Source organism: Streptomyces olindensis, assembly GCF_040645895.1.
Lineage (GTDB): Bacteria > Actinomycetota > Actinomycetes > Streptomycetales > Streptomycetaceae > Streptomyces > Streptomyces olindensis.
The window spans coordinates 26,705-50,735 of sequence record NZ_JBEYZD010000066.1 but is presented as its reverse complement, the minus strand read 5'-3'; the positions used below and the strand labels follow the sequence as shown (position 1 = coordinate 50,735).

The window sequence follows — 24,031 nt, the reverse complement described above, 5'->3', positions numbered from 1 at the left end:
TCAGGGCGTTGTCCACGGCGATCTTGCCGAGCTGGGACGGCTGCTGCGCCACGGACGCGTACAGCGTGCCGCCCTCGACCGCCTTCAGTCCGTCATCGGTCGGGGCCTTCGCACGTCCACGGAGTCTGCGAGAGCGCCGCCGCCACGGCACCAGGAGGATGGCGATCACGCCCTGATACCGCACATGCATCTGATACGGCACACGCATCACAGGCCCTGCCACAGCACACGCCGCACGGCACCGACCGCGGACACCAAAAACCCCCGGCCTACTGACCGGGGGTCTTCGTGCTGGTGGGGCTAACAGGATTTGAACCTGTGGCCTCATCCTTATCAGGGATGCGCTCTAACCAACTGAGCTATAGCCCCGCCGCGCTCTGCGGTGTGTGTCCCGCGCGCTGACTCCTGAAGATTAGCGCACGACATGGGCAGTCCCAAAATCGGTTGTCGGAGCACCGTCAGCGGGACACCCGCAGCACGTCGGAGGGACGTCACTCGTCCTCGGCGAGCGTCAGCTCGACACCGCCCACGAACCCCGCGGAGAGGTTGTAGATGAACGCGCCGAGCGTCGCGAGGGCCGTCGCCAGGACGACGTCGATGACCGCGATGATCGACGTGAACATCAGGACGTTGGGCAGCGACAGGAAGGCCTGCAGGTCGAAGCCGTTGGACTCGTTCGAGCCGGTCGCCTCGGAGATCGTGCCGCCGACCGTGGAGAAGACGCCCATGGCGTCCATGACCATCCACAGCACGGCCGCCGCCACGATCGTGCAGATGCCGAGCGCGATGGAGAGCAGGAAGCTGACCTTCATCACCGACCACGGGTCGGCCTTCGCCACCCGCAGCCGCGCCTTGCGGACCCGGGGCGTGGTGCGCGCGCCCGTGCGCGGACGCCGTACGGCAGCCGCGGCGGCACCGGGAGCCGCCCCCTGCTGCGCCGGGTAGGCCTGCGGCGGGTGGTACGGCCCGGCCGGCTGCTGCGTCTGCCGCTCCCCCGGGAGCGGGGAGGCCGTGGCGCCGCCCTGCTCCTCCGCGGCCGGCTGCGGCTGCGGCTGGGCGCCGGAAGCCGCCGGGGCCGCGCCGCCCTTCTGCTGCTGTGTCTGCGGACCTCGCGTGTCCGTCACAGTTCCCCCCTGGGATTCCTGCCCGTCAGGCGAGGGCTCGTCCTTGGTCGGGGACTTGATCGCCTTCAGGTTGGTCGTGTGCGGGTCCGCCGCACGCGCGGCGGAGCCACGGCCGCCGTCGTCCGTGTCCGTACCCGTCGAGGTACCGCTCGGTCCGGCGCCCGTGGCTCCGCTCACGCTGACTCACTCCTCGTGCCTACTCGGCCGAGGGCGCCTCACCCTCGTCCGTGCCGGTGACAGCGGCACCCTCGGCGGACTCGTCGACGACCACGTCGCCGTCGACCTCCTCCGCCTCGCGTCCCGCCTCGGCGTTGCGAGCGATGCCCACGACGGCATCGCGCTTGCCCAGATTGATCAGTTGGACGCCCATGGTGTCACGGCCGGTTTCCCTGATCTCGTTGACTCGCGTACGAATCACACCGCCCGACAGCGTGATGGCGAGGATCTCGTCGGTCTCCTCGACCACCAGCGCGCCGACGAGGGATCCGCGATCCTCGACGATCTTGGCGGCCTTGATGCCGAGGCCGCCGCGACCCTGGACGCGGTACTCGTCGACGGCGGTCCGCTTCGCGTACCCGCCGTCCGTGGCAGTGAACACGAACGTACCGGGTCGAACAACATTCATCGAGAGCAGCTCGTCACCCTCGCGGAAGCTCATGCCCTTCACACCGGAGGTGGCACGGCCCATGGGGCGCAGCGTTTCGTCGGATGCGGTGAACCTGATCGACTGCGCCTTCTTGCTGATCAGAAGCAGATCGTCGTCGGACGAGACGAGTTCGGCACCGATCAGTTCGTCGTCCGAACCGTCCTCCATCGAGCGGAGGTTGATCGCAATCACACCGCCGGAACGGGGCGAATCGTAATCCTTCAGAGGCGTCTTCTTCACAAGTCCGGCCTTGGTGGCGAGCACCAGGTACGGAACGGCCTCGTAGTCGCGGATCGCCAGGATCTCGGCGATGGCCTCGTCCGGCTGGAAGGCCAGCAGGTTGGCGACGTGCTGACCGCGCGCGTCCCGGCCGGCGTCGGGCAGCTCGTAGCCCTTGACGCGGTAGACGCGGCCCTTGTTGGTGAAGAACAGCAGCCAGTGGTGCGTGGTGGACACGAAGAAGTGGTCGACGATGTCGTCTTCCTTGAGCTTCGTGCCCCGGACGCCCTTGCCGCCGCGCTTCTGGGCGCGGTAGTCGTCGGTCTTGGTGCGCTTGATGTAGCCGCCCCGGGTGACCGTGACGACGATGTCCTCCTCGGCGATCAGGTCCTCGATGGACATGTCGCCCTCGTAGGGGATCAGCTTCGTCTTGCGGTCGTCGCCGTACTTCTCGACGAGTGCGGTCAGTTCCGCGCTGACGATGCCCCGCTGGCGGACCGGGGAGGCCAGGATCTCGTTGTACTCGTTGATCTTCGCCTGGAGTTCGTCGTGCTCCTGGACGATCTTCTGGCGCTCCAGGGCGGCCAGTCGGCGCAGCTGCATCTCGAGGATGGCGTTGGCCTGGATCTCGTCGATCTCCAGCAGGCTCATCAGGCCGCCGCGGGCGATCTCGACGGTGTCGCTGCGCCGGATCAGCGCGATGACCTCGTCGATGGCGTCCAGGGCCTTCAGCAGACCGCGCAGGATGTGCGCCCGCTCCTCGGCCTTGCGCAGCCGGAAGCGCGTGCGGCGGACGATGACCTCGATCTGGTGCGTCACCCAGTGGCGGATGAACGCGTCGAGCGAGAGCGTGCGCGGCACGCCGTCCACCAGCGCCAGCATGTTGGCGCCGAAGTTCGTCTGCAGGTCGGTGTGCTTGTAGAGGTTGTTCAGCACGACCTTGGCGACCGCGTCCCGCTTCAGCACGATGACCAGGCGCTGGCCCGTGCGCGAGGAGGTCTCGTCGCGGACGTCCGCGATGCCGCCGATCTTGCCGTCCTTGACGAGGTCGGCGATCTTCTGGGCGAGGTTGTCCGGGTTGACCTGGTACGGGAGTTCGGTGACCACCAGGCACTGGCGGTTCTGGATCTCCTCGACCTCGACGACCGCGCGCATGGTGATGGAGCCGCGGCCGGTGCGGTACGCCTCCTCGATGCCCCGGCGGCCGACGACGAGCGCGCCGGTCGGGAAGTCCGGGCCCTTGATGCGCTCGATGAGCGCGTCCAGCAGTTCCTCGTGCGAGGCCTCCGGGTTCTCCAGGTACCACTGGGCACCGGCGGCGACCTCGCGCAGGTTGTGCGGCGGGATGTTGGTCGCCATGCCGACCGCGATGCCGGCCGAGCCGTTGATCAGCAGGTTCGGGAAGCGGGCCGGCAGGACGGTCGGCTCCTGGGAGCGGCCGTCGTAGTTGTCCGTGAAGTCGACGGTCTCCTCGTCGATGTCACGGACCATCTCCATCGACAGCGGCGCCATCTTGCACTCGGTGTACCGCATGGCCGCGGCCGGGTCGTTGCCCGGGGAGCCGAAGTTGCCGTTGGAGTCGACGAGCGGCATGCGCATCGACCACGACTGGGCGAGGCGCACGAGAGCGTCGTAGATGGAGGAGTCGCCGTGCGGGTGGTAGTTGCCCATGACGTCGCCGACGACGCGGGCGCACTTGTAGAAGCCGCGCTCGGGGCGGTAGCCGCCGTCGTACATGGCGTACAGCACGCGGCGGTGGACGGGCTTGAGGCCGTCACGGACGTCCGGCAGCGCACGCGAGACGATGACGGACATCGCGTAGTCGAGGTACGAGCGCTGCATCTCCGTCTCGAGCCCGACGGGCTCGACGCGCATGGCCAGGGCGTCACCCTCGGGCGTCGTCACGGGAGTGTTCTCGTCGGTCATTGCTGGTGAAGGTCCTTCCTGGTGCGGTCAGCTGAGACCGACTCAGATGTCGAGGAAGCGGACGTCCTTGGCGTTGCGCTGGATGAACGCGCGGCGGGCCTCGACGTCCTCGCCCATGAGGACCGAGAACAGGTCGTCGGCCTGGGCGGCGTCGTCGAGCGTGACCTGGCCGAGGACGCGGTGCTCCTGGTCCATGGTCGTGATGCGCAGCTCCTCGGCGTTCATCTCGCCGAGACCCTTGAAGCGCTGGACCGAGTCCTCGCGGATGCGCTTGCCGGCCTGGCGGCCCATCTCGATCAGGGCGTCGCGCTCGCGGTCGGAGTACGCGTACTCGAAGTCGTCCTTGCCCCACTTGATCTTGTAGAGCGGCGGACGGGAGAGGTACACGTGCCCGGCCTCGACCAGGGGCCGCATGAAGCGGAACAGGAAGGTCAGCAGCAGGGTGTTGATGTGCTGGCCGTCGACGTCGGCGTCCGCCATCAGGATGATCTTGTGGTAGCGGAGCTTCTCGATGTCGAAGTCCTCGTGCACGCCCGTGCCGAACGCGGAGATCATCGCCTGGATCTCCTGGTTCTGCAGGATGCGGTCGATGCGCGCCTTCTCGACGTTGAGGATCTTGCCGCGGATCGGGAGGATCGCCTGGTACTGCGGGTTGCGGCCGGACTTGGCCGAGCCGCCGGCGGAGTCACCCTCGACGATGAAGATCTCGCACTTGGTCGGGTCGTTCGACTGGCAGTCCGAGAGCTTGCCCGGCAGGGACGCCGTCTCCAGCAGGCCCTTGCGGCGGGTGAGGTCGCGGGCCTTGCGGGCCGCCACGCGCGCGGTGGCCGCCGCGATGCCCTTGCGGATGATGTCCGCGGCCTCGTTCGGGTTGCGGTCGAGCCAGTCCGCGAGGTGCTCGTAGACGACCTTCTGGACGAAGGTCTTGGCCTCGGTGTTGCCCAGCTTGGTCTTCGTCTGGCCCTCGAACTGGGGCTCGCTCAGCTTGACCGAGATGATCGCGGTCAGACCCTCGCGGATGTCGTCGCCCGTGAGGTTGTCGTCCTTCTCGCGGAGCAGCTTCTTGTCGCGCGCGTACTTGTTGATCAGCGAGGTCAGCGCGGCCCGGAAGCCCTCTTCGTGCGTACCGCCCTCGTGGGTGTGGATGATGTTGGCGAACGAGTACACGCCCTCGGTGTAGCCGCCGTTCCACTGCATGGCGACCTCGAGGGACAGCTGCCTGTCCTTGTCCTCGGCCTCCAGGTCGATGACGGTGGGGTGGACCGCCTCGCCCTTGCGGGAGTTGAGGTACTTCACGAAGTCGACGATGCCGCCCTCGTAGTGGTACGTGACGGTCTTGACGTCGGCGGTCTCGTCCGCGCCCGCCTCGTCCGCCCCGGACGTGGCCTTCGCAGACTCGCGCTCGTCCGTGAGCTTGATCGTCAGGCCCTTGTTGAGGAACGCCATCTCCTGGAAGCGCCGCGAGAGCGTCTCGAAGGAGTAGTCGGTGGTTTCGAAGATGTCGCCGTCGGCCCAGAAGGTGACCGACGTGCCGGTCTCCTCGGTGGCCTCGTGCTGGGCGAGCGGCGCCGTGGGGACGCCCATCTTGTACTCCTGCGTCCAGCGGTGACCGTCGGTCTTCACCTCGACGGAGACCTTGCTGGACAGGGCGTTCACGACGGAGACGCCGACGCCGTGCAGACCACCGGAGACCGCGTAGCCGCCGCCGCCGAACTTGCCGCCCGCGTGCAGCACGGTCAGCACGACCTCGAGGGCCGGCTTGCCCTCGGACGGGACGATGCCCACCGGGATGCCACGGCCGTTGTCGACGACCCGCACACCGCCGTCGGCGAGGATCGTCACGTCGATCGTGTCCGCGTGCCCGGCCAGCGCCTCGTCGACGGAGTTGTCGACGACCTCGTACACGAGGTGGTGCAGGCCGCGCTCACCGGTCGAGCCGATGTACATGCCGGGTCGCTTGCGGACCGCGTCCAGACCCTCGAGGACGGTGATGGCACTGGCGTCGTACGAGGCGGTGACCTCGCCGTTGGAGGTGATCGCCTCGCCGGTCACGCCTGCGTCGGTGGACGGGATGTTCTCGTTGGGGTTGCCGGAATCGGCCACGAAGCGCCCTTTCTGGCACAGCACGAGCCAGGCTCGTCGGCGGGTTGCCGGAGCGGCTGCGGCATGTTGCGTTGGTAAGCCTTGATCAGCGTTGCTCAGCTTTTCCCGGACGGTCCCCAGCGAGTGGGGCGGGATTGCTTCCAGTCTACCGGTAGCACTGACACTGATGGGGGTTTGCCGGTACCTGAGTCCGCATGTGCCGCCCTCGACGGGTCTTGTCCGACTCCCGATATGCGGATGGGGGCTCCAAGAGGCTCACGGAGCCACTCAGCGCTTCCGGCCGTCAACCCTTGGCTACTTCGGAGTCAGGTCGCGATTCGCAACCGTGTGCGGTGCCGCGAAGCGAGGTCCGCGCCCGCCGAACCGGCCCCTCAAGACGTGACGTAAGTCACCTGTAGGTGTCGCCAGGACCACTGCTGCCGGGGGCACGCAAGGGGCCGTAACGGCGGGTGGGACCGCCGGGTCCCATGACCTTGATCTGCCGCACCGTGCCGTGGCCCAGGTCCTCGTTGAGACGGGCGACCAGGGTGGGCGCGAGGAGCCGGAGGTTCGTCGCCCAGGCCGTCGAGTCGCAGCGCACGGTCAGCACGCGCTCGTCCTCGTCGTACCGCTCCGGCTCGCAGTGCTTGGCCACGTCCTCCCCGACGATCTGCGGCCAGCGGCCCATCACCCCGCCCACCGCGGCAGGGGCCTCCCAGCCGCGCTCGGTGATCAGCCGGTTGATCGCGGAGCCGAGCGCCATGGGGTCGCGGCCGTCGGCGCGCGCGCCGGAGCGCAGTCCGCCACCGCGGCGCGCCTGCTTCTTCTGCTGCGCCGCGTCGCCACGCGCGCGTGCGGCCTCCTTCGCCGCGCGGAGCGCCACGCGCGCGAGATCCACCCCGGACGGCTCGGGGTTCTTCTTCGGCTCCCCGGGGTTCTTCTTCGGTTCCTGTGGGCTCATACGCGCTCCACCGTCCCCTCGGACACGGCGAACCGCGCGCCGGTCAGCACGTGCGGTACGTCGTCGTCGACCGCGGCGGTCACCAGGACCTGCTCGCCGGGCGCGACCAGCTCGGCGAGGCGCTCACGGCGGCGGGTGTCCAGCTCGGCGAAGACGTCGTCGAGCACCAGCACGGGCTCGTTGCCCTCGGCTCGGAGCAGGTCGTAAGAGGCCAGGCGCAGCGCCAGCGCGTAGGACCAGGACTCGCCGTGGGACGCGTAGCCCTTGGCGGGCAGCTGGCCGAGCTTCAGCTGGAGGTCGTCCCGGTGCGGGCCGACCAGCGTGACGCCCCGCTCGATCTCCTGCTTGCGCGCCTCGGCGAGCGCGGCCATCAGCTGCTCGAACAGATCCTCGCGCGTGTGCGCCTCGCCCGGCGCGGACGGCTTGTACTCCAGCGCGATCGGGCCGCCGCCGGGGGCCAGTTGCTCGTACGCCTTGTCGGCCAGTGGCTGGATCGTGGCGATCAGATCCAGCCGCTGGGCGAGCAACTCGGCGCCGGCACGCGCGAGGTGCTGGTCCCACACGTCGAGCGTGGACATGTCCATGCTGCGGCCGCCGTGCCGACGGGCCAGCGCCGCCGACTTCAGCAGGGTGTTGCGCTGCTTGAGGACCCGGTCGTAGTCGGAACGGACCCCGGCCATGCGCGGAGAGCGGGCGGTGATCAGCTCGTCGAGGAAGCGGCGCCGCTCACCGGGATCGCCCTTGACCAGGGCGAGATCCTCCGGCGCGAACAGCACGGTCCGTACGATCCCCAGCACGTCACGCGGTCTGACCTGCGAGGACCGGTTGATCCGGGCCCGGTTGGCGCGCCCCGGGTTCAGCTCCAGCTCGACCAGCTGCTGCCGGTCGCCCTGCCGGACCTGGGCCCGGATGATCGCGCGCTCGGCGCCCATGCGGACCAGGGGAGCGTCGGAGGAGACCCGGTGGCTGCCGAGAGTGGCGAGATAGCCGACGGCCTCGACGAGGTTGGTCTTGCCCTGCCCGTTCGGCCCCACGAAGGCCGTCACCCCCGGGTCGAGCGGGACCTCGACCCGGGAATAGGAGCGGAAGTCGGCCAGCGACAGATGCGTGACGTGCATGGTCGTTTCGCCGACCTCCCAGGACCTCGGTGGTGCTTACTTCTTCTCGACCGCGTGGCCGCCGAACTGGTTCCGCAGCGCCGCGATCATCTTCATCTGGGGCGAGTCCTCCTGCCGGGAGGCGAACCGCGCGAACAGCGACGCGGTGATCGCCGGCAGCGGCACCGCGTTGTCGATGGCGGCTTCCACAGTCCAGCGTCCCTCGCCGGAGTCCTGTGCATAACCCCGGAGGCCGTCCAGGTGCTCGTCCTCGTCGAGCGCGTTGACCGCGAGGTCGAGCAGCCAGGAGCGGATGACCGTGCCCTCCTGCCAGGAGCGGAAGACCTCCCGGACGTCGGTCACCGACTCGACCTTCTCCAGCAGCTCCCAGCCCTCGGCGTAAGCCTGCATCATCGCGTACTCGATGCCGTTGTGGACCATCTTCGCGAAGTGGCCGGCGCCGACCTTGCCGGCGTGCACCGAACCGAAGTCGCCTTCCGGCTTGAGTGCGTCGAAGACCGGCTGCACCTTGGCGACGTTCTCCGGGTCGCCGCCGTACATGAGCGCGTAGCCGTTCTCCAGGCCCCAGACGCCGCCGGAGACACCGCAGTCGACGAAGCCGATGCCCTTGGCCGCCAGCTCCTCGGCGTGCTTCTCGTCGTCCGTCCAGCGGGAGTTGCCGCCGTCCACGACGACGTCGCCCGGCTCCAGCAGCTCGGCGAGCTCGTCGATGGTGGACTGGGTGGGCTCGCCCGCCGGGACCATCACCCAGACCACGCGCGGCCCGCTCAGCTTGCCCACAAGCTCCTGCAGGCTGTGGACATCGGCGAGGTCCGGGTTGCGGTCGTATCCGAAGACGGTGTGGCCCGCGCGGCGGATCCGCTCGCGCATGTTGCCGCCCATCTTGCCGAGGCCGACGAGACCGAGCTCCATCAGTTGTGTTCCTTAGGTTCTGCGACGTGGCGTGGCGGCACGTTCGTACCGCCAGGCACTTTCGTACCCACGTCCGAGCCTAGACCCGGACGCTCGCGCACATCTGTGGGCATACGCGCTCAGTCGCACGCCCTCACCTGCGGATTTGCCCCCAGCCTGTGGACAACGACTCCCGAGGAGAGCCTCAGCCGCTGAGGCGCACCGGCATGATCAGGTACTTGTAGGCCTCGTCCGCCTCGGCGTCCAGCGCGGGCTTGCCGCTGAGCAGCGCCGGCTTCGTCGACGTCGTGAAGGACAGCTGGGCCACCGGGGAGTCGATCGCGCTCAGGCCGTCCAGCAGGAACGTCGGGTTGAACGCGATCGAGATGTCGTCGCCGTCGAGCTGCGCGTCGACCCTTTCCACAGCCTGTGCGTCGTCGCTGGAACCGGCCTCCAGGATGAGCACGCCCTGCTCGAAGCTCAGCCGCACCGGGGTGTTGCGCTCGGCGACCAGGGCCACGCGCTTGACGGCCTCCACGAAGGGGGCCGTCTCGATCACGGCGACGCTGTTGAACTCCGTCGGGAACAGCGTGCGGTACTTCGGGAGGTCGCCCTCCAGCAGGCGGGTCGTCGTACGGCGGCCGGCGCCCTCGAAGCCGATCAGGCCCTCGCCCGAGCCCGAGCCGGACAGCGCCAGGGTGACCTGGTCGCCGCTCGTCAGAGCCTTGGCGGTGTCCAGGAGCGTCTTGGCGGGGACCAGGGCGACCGCGGAGGCCTCCGGGTTCTCCGGCTTCCACAGGAACTCGCGGACCGCGAAGCGGTAGCGGTCGGTGGACGCCAGCGTGACCGTGTCGCCCTCGATCTCGATGCGGACACCCGTGAGGACGGGCAGCGTGTCGTCACGGCCCGCCGCGATGGCCACCTGCGCGGCAGCGGAGGCGAAGACCTCGCCCGGGACCGTGCCCGTCGCGTTCGGCATCTGCGGCAGGGCCGGGTACTCCTCCACAGGCAGGGTGTGGAGTGTGAACCGCGAGGAGCCGCAGACCACCGTCGCCCGTACACCGTCTGTGGAAATCTCCACCGGGCGGTTCGGGAGCGCGCGGCAGATGTCCGCGAGCAGGCGGCCCGAGACCAGGACCGTGCCCTCCTCCTCGACCTCCGTCTCCACCGACACGCGTGCGGAGACCTCGTAGTCGAAGCTGGACAGGCTCAGCTGGCCGTCCTCGGCCTTCAGCAGCAGGCCGGCGAGGACCGGCGCCGGCGGACGGGCCGGGAGGCTGCGTGCCGCCCAGGCCACTGCCTCCGCGAGTACGTCGCGTTCCACCCGGATCTTCACTGTTGCCGCCTCCTGCTGTTGCCGGCGCTTCTCGCTCTGCCTGGCCCTCGTCGTCTGTCTCGGTGTCGACGGTCCCCGGGATGGGGAGGACACCGGGGACCAGTCTGACGCACGGCACTGACAGTAGGTGCCTCTCGGGGTCAAGTCGTGACGAGGGGCGGTCGGGCACCGGAGAGCGAGTTGTGCACAGGACCCGCTTCGAAACGAATTCCGCTCTCTCTCTAGTCGGACGTAGTAGTAGGGCCTGTGGATACCGTGGATAACCACGTTTTCCCAGCTCAGAGCGGAAATTTTGTCCACCGGGCCTGTGGGCGCGAGCAGTGGACAACCTGGTGTCGCTGTGGAGAACGGAAAGTTCTGCACACCCCGTGCACAGGGTGAGGCGAGTTCTCCCCAGCGCTGTCCCCAGCTTTACCCACCTTTCCCACAGACCAACCCGGCAGCTTCGTGTGACGCCTTTCACTCGACCCGGTGAGGGGGCGCGTCGGGTTGCCGAACAGTGGACAGGCATGTGGAGAAGCCGCTGATCGCTGGGGACAACCGACCACAGCCTGTGGGTTGCCCGTGGACAACTCGGTGCACAGCCTGTGGATCCCCGCTTCGTCCACAGTCTGTGGAGATCGTCCGTCCACGGATCCACAACCACCTGAGCTGGTCTGATGGTCTTTCAACAGCGCTCCCTGTGGACACGATCTGGACAACTCCCCGGTCCCCAGGATGTGGACGGCAGAAAGTCCGCGAATCTGTGGAGGGGGGCCGTAACGCGGCGGGTATTCGAACAGGGGGTTGCGATCGGGTGTCCGCCGCGGAGGCAGACATACGGAGGCGGAGGCAGGACGGCATACGGAGGCGGAGGCAGGACGGCATACGGAGGCGGAGGCAGGACGGCATACGAAGAGGGCGCCCCCTGAAGCCTCAGGAGGCGCCCTCAGCGGCGTACCGCCGGCGCTGTCAGCCGTTCTTGATGCGGTTGGTCAGCTCCGTGACCTGGTTGTAGATGGAGCGGCGCTCGGCCATCAGATTGCGGATCTTGCGGTCCGCGTGCATCACCGTCGTGTGGTCGCGGCCGCCGAACAGCGCGCCGATCTTCGGCAGCGACAGGTCCGTCAGCTCACGGCACAGGTACATGGCGATCTGCCGGGCTGTGACGAGGGCGCGGCCGCGGGAGGTGCCGCACAGGTCCTCCACGGTCAGCCCGAAGTAGTCCGCCGTCGCGCTCATGATGGCCGTGGACGTGATCTCGGGAGCCGAGTCATCGCCGCCGGGGATGAGGTCCTTGAGGACGATCTCCGTCAGCCCCAGGTCCACCGGCTGCCGGTTGAGCGAGGCGAACGCCGTGACGCGGATCAGCGCGCCCTCCAGCTCGCGGATGTTCCGCGAGATCCGGGACGCGATGAACTCCAGGACCTCCGGTGGCGCGTTCAGCTGCTCCTGCACCGCCTTCTTGCGGAGGATCGCGATGCGCGTCTCCAGCTCGGGCGGCTGGACGTCGGTGATCAGGCCCCACTCGAAACGGTTCCGCAGCCGGTCCTCCAGCGTCACCAGCTGCTTGGGCGGCCGGTCGCTGGACAGCACGATCTGCTTGTTGGCGTTGTGCAGCGTGTTGAAGGTGTGGAAGAACTCCTCCTGCGTCGACTCCTTGTCCGCCAGGAACTGGATGTCGTCGACGAGCAGGATGTCCATCTCGCGGTACCGCTTGCGGAAGCTGTCGCCCTTGCCGTCGCGGATGGAGTTGATGAACTCGTTGGTGAACTCCTCCGAGCTCACGTACCGCACCCGCGTGCCCGGGTAGAGACTGCGCGCGTAGTGCCCGATGGCGTGCAGCAGGTGCGTCTTGCCGAGCCCGGATTCCCCGTAGATGAAGAGCGGGTTGTACGCCTTCGCCGGCGCCTCCGCGACGGCGACCGCGGCCGCGTGCGCGAAGCGGTTGGAGGCGCCGATGACGAACGTGTCGAAGAGGTACTTGGGGTTCAGGCGGGCGGTGGGCTCGCCCGGGCCGGTCGCGGGCGCCGGCTGCGCGGCCAGCGGGCCGGGCGCGCCGGTCGTGGGCAGGTTCGGGCCGACCGGGCCGCCCCGGTGCACGTGCCCCGAGCCGGGCGGCGGCTCCGGCAGTTCCCGTCGGACCGGGTCACGCTGATCGTAGTCGGGGCGTGACGGCTCGTAGTCGGAGCGCGGCGGCTCGTAGGAGGGGCGCTCCATGGGCTGCGGACGGTAGTCCTGCGAGCCGTAGGACTGCTCCTTGGGGGCTCCGTAGGAATCCGGGGAGCCGTACTTGTCCTGATGGGCGTAGGAGTCCTGAGGGGTGTACGAGTCCTGTCCGCCGTAGGAGGAGTCCTGTGGGGGTGACGCGTACGGGTCACGCTCGGGGAAGCCGAGGCGCTGCTGCTGCCAGCCGTAGTCGTCCTGTCCCGGCCGCGGCCAGGCGCCGGGCTCGGGACGCTGGTACTCGGACGGGTAGGCCGGGCGGGCCGTCGGCAGCTGATCTGCGCGCGTAGGCGGATGCTGGTCGCCCGCCGTTCCCGGCAGCTGCTCGGCGCGGTGGCGGCCGTATCCCTCATAGCCGTCGCGGTCCTGGCGGGCGTCGTACGCGTCGCGGTCCGGGCGGCTGTCGTAGGCGTCACGTTCCTGGCCGCGGCTGTCGTAAGCGTCACGTTCCTGGCCGCGGCCGTCATAGCCCTCGCGGTCCTGGCGGTCCTGGCGGGCGTCGTACGCGTCACGGTCCTGGCGGCTGTCGTATCCGTCGCGGTCCTGGCGCGCGGAGGGGAGCTCGGGCTCCTCGTAGCGCTGCTGGGGGCGGGCGGGGGGTGCCGGTGTGGCCGGGGGGTCGCCCGCGGAGTCGTCGACGGTGATCGCGATCCGGATCGGGCGGCCGCACTCGCGGCTCAGCGTCTCGCTGACGATCGGCGCCAGCCGGCCCTCGAGCACGCCTTTCGCGAATTCGTTCGGTACGGCGAGCAGGGCGGTGTCCGCGACCAGCGCGAGCGGTTGACAGCGCCTGATCCAGTGCTCGTCCTTCACCTCGACACCCTGGCCGCGGCCCTCCCCGAGGAGCTGCTCCAATACGCGTGGCCACACTGCGGCAAGATCGGCAGGTACGTCAGCCACAGGGCACGCTCTCTCACAGGTCCCACGAACGTGTGGTTCTGGGACGGGTCGGGATGTAAATCGGGTGGGGCAGGGATAAGGGAACGAATCGGAGTTCCGTCACGGTAGTCAGGGCGGCCGGTGCGGTTCAAGTTGTTGTCCCCAGCCTGTGGACAAGTGTCTCCCGGCGACTCCTGGTTTGACCGGATGGCGTAGCCGCGCGTACCGTAACCAGGTCGAGTTGTCGATGGCTGCTGCCGCCTGCCTCCGATGGGCACAGATCATTTGGGTGATCGGTAAGCGGTGCACTCGGGCGTAACTGCGAGCTACTCGTGGGCGCACGGTGACAGCCAGGACGGCACCCCGCAACCACCGATTCTTTCTGGAGCCCCCGAGTGAGCAAGCGCACCTTCCAGCCGAACAACCGTCGTCGCGCGAAGACCCACGGCTTCCGGCTGCGTATGCGCACCCGTGCCGGCCGCGCGATTCTCGCGTCCCGCCGTAGCAAGGGTCGCGCCCGCCTGTCCGCCTGATCCCGATCAGGTCATGACGTCGTGCTGCCCACCGAGAACCGGCTGAGGCGGCGCGAGGACTTCGCGACCGCGGTGCGACGGGGTCGTAGGGCCGGCCGCCCTACCCTCGTCGTCCACCTTCGTAGCGGTGCCACGGACCCGCACGCGCCTGGGGAGAGCGCTCCCCCGACGCGTGCGGGTTTCGTCGTGAGCAAGGCAGTGGGTGGCGCGGTGGTCCGCAACAAGGTGAAGCGCAGGCTTCGCCACCTGATGCGCGAGCGAGTCGCCCAGCTGCCCCCCGGTAGCCTGGTAGTCGTACGAGCGCTGCCCGGATCGGGCGACGCCGACCATGCACAGCTGGCCCGAGACCTGGATGCCGCTCTTCAGCGGCTGCTGGGAGGGGGCGCGCGATGAAGTACCCGCTGCTGGCTCTGATCAAGCTCTACCAGTGGACGATCAGTCCGCTGCTCGGGCCGGTCTGCAAGTACTACCCGTCGTGCTCCCACTACGGCTACACGGCCATCGACCGGCACGGTGCCATCAAGGGAACGGCACTCACGGCCTGGCGCATCCTGCGGTGCAATCCGTGGTCGCTGGGCGGTGTGGACCATGTCCCGCCGCGCAAGCGTCCGCGGTGGCACGAAATGCTGCGTACCGCGTGGCGTGCACGCAAGGGCGGGCCCTCCGCCGCCGACCCGGCCATCGAGGGACAGACTTCTCCCACAAGTCCGTCCAGTCCTTCGAGCCCGGCCGCAGAGACACCGTCCCATGCCCAAGGAGCATGATTAGTGGACACGATTGCCAGCCTCTTCAGCTTCATCACCACACCCGTCTCCTGGGTCATCGTCCAGTTCCACACGGTGTACGGCGCCATCTTCGGCCCCGACACCGGGTGGGCCTGGGGCCTGTCGATCGTGTCCCTGGTGATCCTGATCCGTATCTGCCTGATCCCGCTCTTCGTGAAGCAGATCAAGGCGACCCGGGCCATGCAGACGCTCCAGCCCGAGATGAAGAAGATCCAGGAGCGCTACAAGAACGACAAGCAGCGTCAGTCCGAAGAGATGATGAAGCTGTACAAGGACACGGGCACCAACCCGCTGTCCTCGTGCCTTCCCATCCTGGCGCAGTCCCCGTTCTTCTTCGCCCTGTACCACGTGCTCAACAGCATCGCGTCGAACGACACCATCGGCGTGATCAACGAGAACCTGCTGCAGAGCGCCCAGAAGGCGCACATCGTCGGTGCGCCGCTGGCGGTGAAGTTCACCGACAGCTCGTCGAAGGTGGAAGCGCTCGGCGCCTCCCTCACCGACGTCCGCGTGGTCACCGCCGTCATGATCGTCCTGATGTCGGCGTCGCAGTTCTTCACCCAGCGCCAGCTGATGACGAAGAACGTCGACACCACGGTGAAGACGCCGTTCATGCAGCAGCAGAAGATGCTGATGTACGTCTTCCCCGTCATGTTCGCCGTCTTCGGCATCAACTTCCCCGTGGGTGTCCTCGTCTACTGGCTGACCACCAACGTGTGGACCATGGGCCAGCAGATGTACGTCATCCGCAACAACCCGACCCCGGGTTCCAAGGCCCAGGCCGAGTACCTGGAGCGCCTGACCAAGCACGTCACGCAGCACGACAAGGTCGGCCGGCGCCGCGACCGCGCCATCGTGAAGGCGATCGTCGCCAAGGGCCGCGACCGCAACGAGTTCGAGCGGAAGTTCATCAACGGTCTGAGCAAGGCCGGACTCGCCGCCCAGGCCGACGGCACGGTGATCAAGAGCGAGACCGCGGCCGCCGCCCAGGCCGAGGACGGTACGCCGACGGCCACCGGCACGCCGAAGCGTCAGCAGCCCAAGCGGCAGTCCAAGGCCCAGCGCCAGTCCGGCGCCGCCAAGGCGGCCGGTGAGCACGAGCCGAAGACGTCGCTGACGAAGTCCGACGAGCCCGAGGACGCCAAGCCCGCCGCCGCTGCCAAGAAGGGCGGCGCGAAGCCCGGCAGCGGTACCCGCAGCAAGGCCCAGTCCGGACAGCGCAAGGGTCCGCAGCGGCCCAAGTCCCCGTCCAAGAAGTAAGAAGGAGTCCATCCCGTGACGGAAGGCACCACCTCCGCCGCTGCCGAGGGTGCAGACACCCTGACCCGCCTGGAGCAGGAGGGCGAGATCGCGGCGGACTACCTGGAGGGTCTGCTCGACATCGCCGACCTCGACGGCGACATCGACATGGACGTCGAGGCCGACCGCGCCTCCGTCTCGATCATCAGCGACACGGGCAGCCGTGACCTGCAGAAGCTGGTCGGCCGTGACGGCGAGGTGCTGGAGGCGCTCCAGGAGCTCACCCGTCTGGCCGTGCACCGCGAGACCGGTGACCGCAGCCGCCTGATGCTCGACATCGCGGGATACCGCGCCCAGAAGCGTTCCGAGCTGTCCGAGCTGGGCGCCAAGGCCGCCGCCGAGGCCAAGAGCAGCGGTGAGGCCGTGAAGCTGAAGCCCATGACTCCGTTCGAGCGCAAGGTCGTGCACGACGCGGTCAAGGCCGCGGGCCTGCGCAGCGAGTCCGAGGGCGAGGAACCGCAGCGCTTCGTCGTCGTGCTTCCCGCCTGATCGGCCCGTACGTTCCCCGGCCCCGTCTGTTGCGCAGACGGGGCCGAACTTTGTCAGCCTGATAGTTCTGGTGGTTCTTGTGTCGGCGCTGGGTGCGTTGACGCGGTACGGAAGGACGGTCCCCGTGACGGAGGCAGCGGAGCTTCCCCCCGCGCCCGAGCAGGCGCGCGAGGTGTTCGGTGAGCGCTTCGCGGATGCGGTGCGGTACGCCGAGCTGCTCGCAGAGGCGGGCGTGCAGCGCGGTCTCATCGGCCCGCGCGAGGTGCCCCGCCTGTGGGAGCGGCACCTGCTGAACTGCGCGGTGCTCTCGGAGGTCGTGCCCCAGGGCGTGACGGTGTGTGACGTGGGCTCGGGTGCCGGCCTGCCCGGCATTCCGCTGGCACTGGTCCGGGAGGACCTGAAGATCACGCTGCTGGAGCCGCTGCTGCGGCGCACCAACTTCCTCACCGAGGTCGTGGAGCTGCTCGGCCTCGACCACGTGACCGTGGTGCGCGGCCGGGCCGAGGAGGTCATGGGGAAGGTCCAGCCCGTCCACGTCGTGACGGCCCGGGCTGTCGCGCCGCTCGACCGCCTCGCCACCTGGGGCATCCCGCTGCTGCGGCCCTACGGGGAGATGCTCGCGCTCAAGGGCGATACCGCTGAGGAGGAGCTGAAGAGCGCGTCGGCGGCACTGAGCAAGCTGGGTGCGGTGGAGACGTCCATCCTGCATGTCGGCGAGGGCGTGGTGGATCCGATGTCCACAGTCGTACGGGTCGAGGTCGGGGAGAGCCCCGGCGGTGTGCGCTTCGCCGCGAAGCGGGCCAAGGCGGCTCGTACGGGTCGCACACGCCGGCGACGCTGATCCGTCCTGCGGACGAGACGTACTCCACACAAGCTGCCAAACCTACGCATGCCGGAGTGTCGCGGCTGTCCGGCCACGGCTGCCCTGCATCGTGTTTCACGTGAAACGTCGCTCACTGCTGCACGGCATCATCAGTCGTGGCCGCGCTGCGGCCGAACCCCGCGACCGTAAGCCTCTCGGTTCACTCGATGAGGGACCTGAGTTGTCCACAGAGGTGGATTTCTCCACAGAACGACAGGCCTCACTGGTTCACGACCCCGAAGACATGGGAGGCTCTGTTCATTGCGAGCCTGAAGTCGAGGAGAGTGAATCCTTGCGGTCCGACGCCAACATCGCGGGACCGATGACCGATCCGGTCCCCGGTCCCCGTACCGAGTCGATGGGGGCGGATGTTTCACGTGAAACACCGCCTCCGATGGACGACACTCCCATCGGTCGTGCTGCCCAACTGGCGGTGGAGGCTCTAGGCCGCGCCGGCGAGGGCCTGCCACGGCCCGAGCAGACCCGAATCATCGTGGTCGCCAATCAGAAGGGCGGCGTCGGCAAGACGACGACGACCGTCAACCTCGCCGCGTCGCTGGCGCTGCACGGCGGCCGGGTTCTGGTGGTCGACCTCGACCCACAGGGCAATGCGTCCACCGCGCTGGGCATCGACCACCACGCCGAAGTGCCATCCATCTACGACGTGTTGGTGGAGAGCAAGCCGCTTTCCGAGGTCGTCCAGCCGGTCCCCGATGTCGAAGGCCTCTTCTGCGCCCCGGCCACGATTGATCTCGCCGGTGCGGAGATCGAGCTGGTGTCCCTGGTGGCGCGGGAGAGCAGGCTGCAGCGCGCCATCCAGGCGTACGAGCAGCCGCTGGACTACATCCTCATCGACTGCCCGCCCTCGCTCGGCCTCCTGACGGTCAACGCGTTGGTGGCGGGCCAGGAGGTCCTGATCCCGATCCAGTGCGAGTACTACGCGCTGGAGGGGCTGGGACAGCTGCTGCGCAACGTCGACCTGGTGCGTGGGCACCTCAACCCCGCCCTGCACGTGTCGACCATTCTGCTCACCATGTACGACGGCCGGACGCGACTCGCGTCCCAGGTCGCCGAAGAGGTCCGTACCCACTTCGGCGACGAGGTGCTGCGGACGAGCATCCCCCGATCCGTCCGTATCTCGGAGGCGCCGAGTTATGGGCAGACGGTACTGACTTACGATCCTGGTTCGAGTGGTGCCCTCTCCTATCTGGAGGCGGCACGAGAGATCGCGCTGAAGGGTGTGGGCGTCAGCTACGACGCGACGCACGCCCACATCGGCGTACAGCAGAACGACCCGAGCATGGTGGAGGGCATCCAGTGAGCGAGCGACGGAGGGGGCTGGGCCGTGGTCTCGGCGCACTGATCCCTGCTGCACCGACGGAGAAGTCGGTGGCCCAGGCCGCTGCGGGGGGCGCCGCTCCCGTATCCCCCGCGGCCGTGCCCGCACTGCCGAACGACCGTGGGGTCGCCGCAGCGAAGGTGACAACTCTGCCGACTGTTTCACGTGAAACAGAGGAACCGGCGCAGCCCAGCGCTCCCGCCGCTCCTGCGGCGCCCATCGGCGCGCACTTCGCCGAGATCCCCCTCGACTCCATCAAGCCGAACCCGCGGCAGCCGCGTGAGGTCTTCGACGAGGACGCGCTCGCCGAACTCATCACCTCCATCAAGGAAGTGGGTCTCCTCCAGCCGGTCGTCGTACGGCAGGTGGCTCCCGGCCGCTACGAGCTCATCATGGGTGAGCGCCGCTGGCGTGCCTGCCGTGAGGCGGGGCTGGAGGCGATCCCGGCGATCGTGCGGGCCACGGAGGACGAGAAGCTCCTCCTGGACGCTCTGCTGGAGAACCTGCACCGCGCCCAGCTGAACCCCCTGGAAGAGGCAGCGGCTTACGACCAGTTGCTGAGGGACTTCAACTGCACGCACGACCAGTTGGCGGACCGCATCGGCCGTTCCCGCCCGCAGGTCTCCAACACACTGCGTCTGCTGAAGCTCTCGCCGGCCGTGCAGCGCCGGGTCGCTGCCGGAGTGCTCTCCGCCGGTCATGCTCGGGCTCTGCTGTCCGTGGAGGACTCGGAGGAGCAGGACAGGCTGGCGCACCGGATTGTGGCCGAGGGGCTCTCGGTGCGGGCGGTGGAGGAGATCGTGACCCTGATGGGGTCGCGGCCCCAGAAGGCTCAGCGGCCCAAGGGCCCGCGGGCCGGCGCCCGGGTCTCGCCCGCGCTCTCCGACCTCGCCACTCGGCTCTCGGACCGGTTCGAGACGCGGGTGAAGGTCGACCTGGGACAGAAGAAGGGCAAGATCACCGTCGAGTTCGCCTCCATGGAGGACCTTGAGCGGATCCTCGGCTCTCTCGCGCCTGGCGAGGGCCCGGTCCTGCAGAAGAGTCTCCTGGAAGGCGACTCCGAGGAGGACGAGTCCTGAGTCTCCGGCAGGAGCCTCTGCTGTGCATCCGACAGAGCGGGCCGTGTCCGGTGTGTACCGGAACGTGGCCCGCTCTTTCCTTTCTGGCGGTATCGATGGAATCGCATCGTGGATACGATGCGTTCGGGTAGGGCGCGACCACCCGGCAGCACCTCTGAGACGGAGGCAGGGGCCATGCGAACGATGAGCCGCACCGGACTGGTGAGCGCCGGTTTGGGGCTGGGAGCCGTCGGTGGATTCATCGGCAGTCTCCTCAGGGAACGGAGCGCTCTGACAGCCGCCCGCGATGCGGCGGGCGAAGGAAGCGAGGATCAGCCTTCATGGGGCGCCGGCTCGTACCGCTCACGCTGGACAACCTTCAGGACCTTCCCAAGCGCTGCCGCACGTGTGTCTTCTGGGAACTCGACCCAGTCAGCGGCGAGGCCGCGGTAAAGGCGGGCACGCCGGCGCTGGAGAAGGAGGCCTGGATCTCGGCGGTCCTGTTGGACTGGGGGTCCTGCGGTCGGGTGGTCTATGTCGACGAGGTGCCGGTGGGCTTCGTGCTGTACGCCCCTCCCGCCTATGTGCCTCGCTCCACGGCGTTTCCCACGAGTCCCGTCTCCCCTGACGCGGTCCAGCTCATGACCGCGTTCATCCTGCCGGGCTACCAGGGGCAAGGGCTGGGTCGGGTGATGGTCCAGACGGTCGCGAAGGATCTGCTGCGGCGTGGCTTCAAGGCGATCGAGGCGTTCGGAGACGCGCGCTGGAAGGAACCGGCCTGCGTGCTGCCCGCCGACCATCTCCTGGCGGTGGGCTTCAAGACGGTCCGGCAGCACCCCACCCATCCCCGGCTGAGACTGGAGCTGAGATCGACGCTCTCTTGGAAGGAAGACGTCGAGATGGCGCTGGACCGGCTCCTGGGAGCGGTGCAGAAGGAGCCGGCACTCCGGCCGCTGTAGCAGAACGCGGTCACAGCAGCCAGCGCTCCGGCCGCTGCAGCGGGACGCGGCCAAACGCGAATGGGCCAACCCTTCCGGGTTGGCCCATTCGCGTTTCACGTGAAACATGCACTGTCGGGGCGACGGCTCAGCCGCCTTACTCGGCGATGAACTCCTCGAGGTCGCGAACGATCGCGGCCTTCGGCTTCGCGCCCACGATGGTCTTGGCGACCTCGCCACCCTGGTAGACGTTCAGGGTCGGGATGGACATGACGCCGTACTTGGCGGCCGTACCCGGGTTCTCGTCGATGTTCAGCTTGACGACCTCGATCTTGTCGCCGTACTCGGAGGCGATCGCCTCGAGGGACGGCGCGATCTGGCGGCACGGACCGCACCAGGCGGCCCAGAAGTCCACGAGGACGGGCTTGTCGCTCTTGAGGACGTCCTGCTCGAAGGAGTCGTCGGTCACATTCTTCAGGGTGCCGGCCACGGCGGGCTCCTTAACTGGTTGGTGCGTCGGGCGGGTAGGAGAGGTCAGACAGAGGTCTTCTCGGGCTCGGGCTGCTCCTCGTCCGCCAGGGCGGCAAGGTAGCGCTCGGCGTCGAGAGCGGCGGAGCAGCCGGTCCCGGCCGCGGTGATCGCCTGACGGTAGGTGTGGTCCACCACGTCGCCGGCACCGAAGACACCGGTCAGGTTGGTGCGCGTGGAGGGCGCTTCGACCTTCAGGTAGCCCTCTTCGTCCAGGTCGAGCTGACCCTTGAAGAGCTCGGTGCGGGGGTCGTGGCCGATGGCGATGAACAGACCGGTCACCGCGAGGTCCGAAAGCTCGCCGGTCTTGAGGTTGCGCAGCTTCAGGCCCGAGAGCTTCGGGTCGCCCTGGATCTCGGCGACCTCGCTGTCCCACACGAACGAGATCTTCGGGTCGGCGAAGGCGCGCTCCTGCATGGCCTTGGAGGCGCGCAGGGTGTCGCGGCGGTGGACGACGGTCACGGACTTCGCGAACCGCGAAAGGAAGGTGGCCTCCTCCATCGCGGTGTCGCCGCCACCGATGACGGCGATGTCCTGGTCCTTGAAGAAGAACCCGTCACAGGTGGCGCACCAGGACACGCCCCGGCCGGACAGCGCGTCCTCGTTCGGCAGACCGAGCTTGCGGTGCTGCGAGCCGGTGGCGACGATGACGGCCTTGGCCCGGTGGACGGTGCCGGCGGTGTCCGTGACGGTCTTGATCTCACCGGTCAGGTCGACGGCCACCACGTCGTCCGGGACGAGCTCGGCTCCGAAGCGCTCCGACTGGGCGCGCATGTTGTCCATGAGCTCGGGGCCCATGATCCCGTCCTGGAAGCCCGGGAAGTTCTCGACGTCGGTGGTGTTCATGAGCGCGCCACCTGCCGTGACGGCGCCCTCGAACACCAGTGGCTTCAGCGACGCGCGCGCGGTGTAGAGCGCCGCCGTATAGCCGGCGGGCCCGGAGCCGATGATGATCACGTTACGGACGTCGCTCACGGCTTGATTCCTCGTCTCTGGTCTACGTCGTACGACCGGTGGGAGCTTCTCGGAACTCTCACCCCACCCAACGGATCCTAAGGGGCGCGCATTCCCACTGTGTCCGGGCACACGGAGATGCGGATCCGTGCCGGACACCTCACAGGGAGAAGACGCAGCACTCTCGCGGGAGGAGAGGGCGGAGCCCCGCTCAGGCGGTCGGGTAGGAGCGCTCCAGGAGGACTTTGCCGCTGGCGGTGGACGCCTGGGGATCCACACAGGTCGCGTCGACGACGTAGGCCGTGACTCGGGTGGCGTCGTCGGCGTCGGGGAGCAGCACGAGCATGGCCTTCTTCCCCTGATACCTGCCGTTCTCGACAGCCAGAGCGGCGTCGTCGCGCCCGATGCCGTCGCGGACGCAGCCGGGCACCACGGGGTCCTCGGCGGCTTTGGGGCGGTTGGTGCCGGGGGCGGTCGCGGCGCCGAAGGGCGTACGGGAGTCGCCGCCCCCAGTCTTTTTCTCGGCCAGGAGGTCGGTGACCTGCTTCTGCAGCTTCCCCTCGGAGAACGTGTCCGCAGGGGTGGTCTGCGGGCCGCCCGCCGTGTCGTGGGGCGGCTTGTTGTCGCCGAGCGACGACAGCAGGACGGAGCCCAGTCCCAGGGCGGCGACCGTGAAGACGGTGCCCAGCACGGCGATCCTGCGGCGGCCGCTTCGCGTGCGGTTCTTGCGGCCCGGGCCGGTGGTGGAGGAGCGCGGGCGTCCGGCGGGTCGGTCGGCGGGCGTCGATGTTTCACGTGAAACATCCGCACCGCTGTCGTCCTCGGACCCGGACGGGGAAGCGTTCACCGGGACACGGTTCTCCGCGGACTCCGGCTCCGTGGCGTTCAGCAGTGCCTCGGCGGCGAGAGCGGCATCGATGCGGCCCGCGACATCAGCGGGCATGCGCGGCGGGCCCGGCAGGGTGCCGAGCAACCCGCGGATCTCCTCCAGGGAGGCGTAGACGTCCGCGCAGAGCTCGCACTCGTCCAGATGCCGGCGTACGTCGCTGGTCCGGGACGGTGGGAGGAGGCCCTCGGAGAGGTCGGAGATCTCCGCGACGTCCGGGTGCCCGGCCATGTCTGTCGTCGACGTCACGCTCGTCCACCTCCGCCCTTCACTGCAGCTGGGTCGCTCGGTCCTGTGTCCGGTGGTCCCGCGCGCTGCGGTCCCGCTGCGGGTGGGACGGCCGTCCCCGGCGTCCGGTTCCGTTCTCCGCCCGGCTTCTTCTCCCCACCGGTGCCATCCGGCCGGAGATGGGTGAGCAGCGGCAGGAGTCTGGCTCTGCCGCGGGCGCATCTGCTCTTCACCGTGCCGGTCGGCACATCGAGGATGCGGGCCGCCTCCGCGACGGGGTAGCCCTGCATGTCCACCAGGACGAGCGCCGCGCGCTGGTCGGCGGGCAGGGTGCCCAGGGCTTCGATGAGCTGCCGGTGGAGATCGTTGCGCTCGGCGGGTGCCGAGGCCGACTCGTGCGGCTCCAGCAACTGCTCCAGACGCTCGGTGTCGTCGACGGGAGAGGTCTTGCGGGAGGCCACCTTGCGGGCGCGGTCCAGGCAGGCGTTCACCGTGATCCGGTGGAGCCAGGTTGTGACGGCCGACTGGCCCCGGAAGGTGTGGGCGGCCCGGTAGGCGGAGACGAGGGCGTCCTGCACCGCGTCAGCGGCCTCCTCGCGGTCCCCCAGCGTCCGCAGGGCGACGGCCCAGAGCCGGTCGCGGTGCCGGCGCACGATCTCACCGAAGGCGTCGGGGTCGCCCTCGACATGCCGGGCGAGGAGGTCCTGATCACTTGCACCGCTGTGCTCGGCGCGGTCCGCCATCG

21 protein-coding genes and 1 tRNA gene are annotated in these 24,031 nt (G+C 68.7%); 9 read left to right on the top strand and 13 right to left on the bottom strand.

Features of this window, described 5'->3' with window-relative positions; all coding sequences use genetic code 11:
* Nucleotides 1-292: 292 nt before the first annotated feature.
* From ABZ948_RS31980 to dnaA, 9 genes are all read right to left on the bottom strand, one after another.
* Nucleotides 293-369 (bottom strand) — tRNA-Ile (locus ABZ948_RS31980).
* 122 nt (nt 370-491) lie between these two features.
* Complete coding sequence (locus ABZ948_RS31975) at nt 492-1,301, bottom strand: DUF3566 domain-containing protein (RefSeq protein ID WP_359765410.1); 810 nt, start codon at nt 1,299-1,301, stop codon at nt 492-494.
* Between the two features lie 19 nt (nt 1,302-1,320).
* Entirely contained in the window at nt 1,321-3,915 is a 2,595-nt protein-coding gene (gyrA, locus tag ABZ948_RS31970; RefSeq protein WP_359765408.1) for a DNA gyrase subunit A, read from the bottom strand.
* Nucleotides 3,916-3,957: 42 nt separating this feature from the next.
* The gene (gene gyrB, locus ABZ948_RS31965; RefSeq protein WP_359765406.1) at nt 3,958-6,018 is read right to left on the bottom strand and encodes a DNA topoisomerase (ATP-hydrolyzing) subunit B; all 2,061 of its coding nucleotides are present in this window, start codon (nt 6,016-6,018) and stop codon (nt 3,958-3,960) included.
* A 388-nt stretch (nt 6,019-6,406) separates the two neighbouring features.
* Nucleotides 6,407-6,958 (bottom strand): DciA family protein, encoded by a 552-nt coding sequence (locus tag ABZ948_RS31960; protein ID WP_359765404.1) that lies wholly within the window; start codon nt 6,956-6,958, stop codon nt 6,407-6,409.
* Nucleotides 6,955-8,076 carry a DNA replication/repair protein RecF gene (gene recF, locus ABZ948_RS31955; RefSeq protein WP_359765402.1) on the bottom strand — a complete coding sequence of 374 codons (1,122 nt, stop codon included), beginning with the start codon at nt 8,074-8,076 and terminating at the stop codon, nt 6,955-6,957. Before recF ends, ABZ948_RS31960 begins: the two co-directional genes overlap by 4 nt.
* Before the next feature lie 36 nt (nt 8,077-8,112).
* Complete coding sequence (gene gnd / locus ABZ948_RS31950) at nt 8,113-8,988, bottom strand: phosphogluconate dehydrogenase (NAD(+)-dependent, decarboxylating) (protein WP_359765401.1); 876 nt, start codon at nt 8,986-8,988, stop codon at nt 8,113-8,115.
* 184 nt (nt 8,989-9,172) lie between these two features.
* Nucleotides 9,173-10,303: a DNA polymerase III subunit beta gene (gene dnaN, locus ABZ948_RS31945; RefSeq protein WP_031115173.1), complete on the bottom strand. Its 1,131-nt coding sequence runs from the start codon at nt 10,301-10,303 to the stop codon at nt 9,173-9,175.
* 951 nt (nt 10,304-11,254) lie between these two features.
* A complete protein-coding gene (gene dnaA / locus ABZ948_RS31940) occupies nt 11,255-13,408 on the bottom strand; it encodes a chromosomal replication initiator protein DnaA (RefSeq protein WP_359765398.1) in 2,154 nt (717 codons plus the stop codon).
* Between the two features lie 374 nt (nt 13,409-13,782).
* Between dnaA and rpmH the strand changes: the two genes are divergently transcribed.
* The 9 genes from rpmH to ABZ948_RS31895 all read left to right on the top strand — a co-directional run bounded on the left by rpmH (nt 13,783) and on the right by ABZ948_RS31895 (nt 20,711).
* The gene (rpmH, locus tag ABZ948_RS31935; protein WP_003956500.1) at nt 13,783-13,920 is read left to right on the top strand and encodes a 50S ribosomal protein L34; all 138 of its coding nucleotides are present in this window, start codon (nt 13,783-13,785) and stop codon (nt 13,918-13,920) included.
* Nucleotides 13,921-13,941: 21 nt separating this feature from the next.
* Complete coding sequence (rnpA, locus tag ABZ948_RS31930) at nt 13,942-14,313, top strand: ribonuclease P protein component (RefSeq protein ID WP_078650725.1); 372 nt, start codon at nt 13,942-13,944, stop codon at nt 14,311-14,313.
* On the top strand, nt 14,310-14,684 hold the full coding sequence (yidD, locus tag ABZ948_RS31925; RefSeq protein WP_351340482.1) for a membrane protein insertion efficiency factor YidD: 375 nt from the start codon (nt 14,310-14,312) through the stop codon (nt 14,682-14,684). Before rnpA ends, yidD begins: the two co-directional genes overlap by 4 nt.
* A gap of 3 nt (nt 14,685-14,687) precedes the next feature.
* Complete coding sequence (gene yidC, locus ABZ948_RS31920) at nt 14,688-15,965, top strand: membrane protein insertase YidC (protein ID WP_359765394.1); 1,278 nt, start codon at nt 14,688-14,690, stop codon at nt 15,963-15,965.
* Between the two features lie 15 nt (nt 15,966-15,980).
* Nucleotides 15,981-16,493 carry a Jag family protein gene (locus ABZ948_RS31915; protein WP_359765392.1) on the top strand — a complete coding sequence of 171 codons (513 nt, stop codon included), beginning with the start codon at nt 15,981-15,983 and terminating at the stop codon, nt 16,491-16,493.
* 124 nt (nt 16,494-16,617) lie between these two features.
* The gene (gene rsmG / locus ABZ948_RS31910; RefSeq protein WP_359765390.1) at nt 16,618-17,334 is read left to right on the top strand and encodes a 16S rRNA (guanine(527)-N(7))-methyltransferase RsmG; all 717 of its coding nucleotides are present in this window, start codon (nt 16,618-16,620) and stop codon (nt 17,332-17,334) included.
* A gap of 265 nt (nt 17,335-17,599) precedes the next feature.
* Nucleotides 17,600-18,676, top strand: coding sequence for a ParA family protein (locus tag ABZ948_RS31905; RefSeq protein WP_078650734.1), 1,077 nt, complete (start codon nt 17,600-17,602; stop codon nt 18,674-18,676).
* Entirely contained in the window at nt 18,673-19,773 is a 1,101-nt protein-coding gene (locus ABZ948_RS31900; RefSeq protein ID WP_359765388.1) for a ParB/RepB/Spo0J family partition protein, read from the top strand. Before ABZ948_RS31905 ends, ABZ948_RS31900 begins: the two co-directional genes overlap by 4 nt.
* 320 nt (nt 19,774-20,093) lie before the next feature.
* A complete protein-coding gene (locus ABZ948_RS31895; protein ID WP_114254122.1) occupies nt 20,094-20,711 on the top strand; it encodes a GNAT family N-acetyltransferase in 618 nt (205 codons plus the stop codon).
* Between the two features lie 136 nt (nt 20,712-20,847).
* Here ABZ948_RS31895 and trxA read toward each other — a convergent pair whose 3' ends face one another.
* From trxA to sigM, 4 genes are all read right to left on the bottom strand, one after another.
* Nucleotides 20,848-21,180, bottom strand: a complete 333-nt coding sequence (trxA, locus tag ABZ948_RS31890; RefSeq protein WP_010032728.1) for a thioredoxin — start codon at nt 21,178-21,180, stop codon at nt 20,848-20,850.
* A gap of 44 nt (nt 21,181-21,224) precedes the next feature.
* Nucleotides 21,225-22,193 carry a thioredoxin-disulfide reductase gene (gene trxB / locus ABZ948_RS31885; RefSeq protein ID WP_359765385.1) on the bottom strand — a complete coding sequence of 323 codons (969 nt, stop codon included), beginning with the start codon at nt 22,191-22,193 and terminating at the stop codon, nt 21,225-21,227.
* 190 nt (nt 22,194-22,383) lie between these two features.
* On the bottom strand, nt 22,384-23,307 hold the full coding sequence (locus ABZ948_RS31880) for an anti-sigma factor family protein (protein WP_359765383.1): 924 nt from the start codon (nt 23,305-23,307) through the stop codon (nt 22,384-22,386).
* Entirely contained in the window at nt 23,304-24,029 is a 726-nt protein-coding gene (gene sigM, locus ABZ948_RS31875; RefSeq protein ID WP_359765381.1) for an RNA polymerase sigma factor SigM, read from the bottom strand. Before sigM ends, ABZ948_RS31880 begins: the two co-directional genes overlap by 4 nt.
* Nucleotides 24,030-24,031 lie beyond the last annotated feature (2 nt).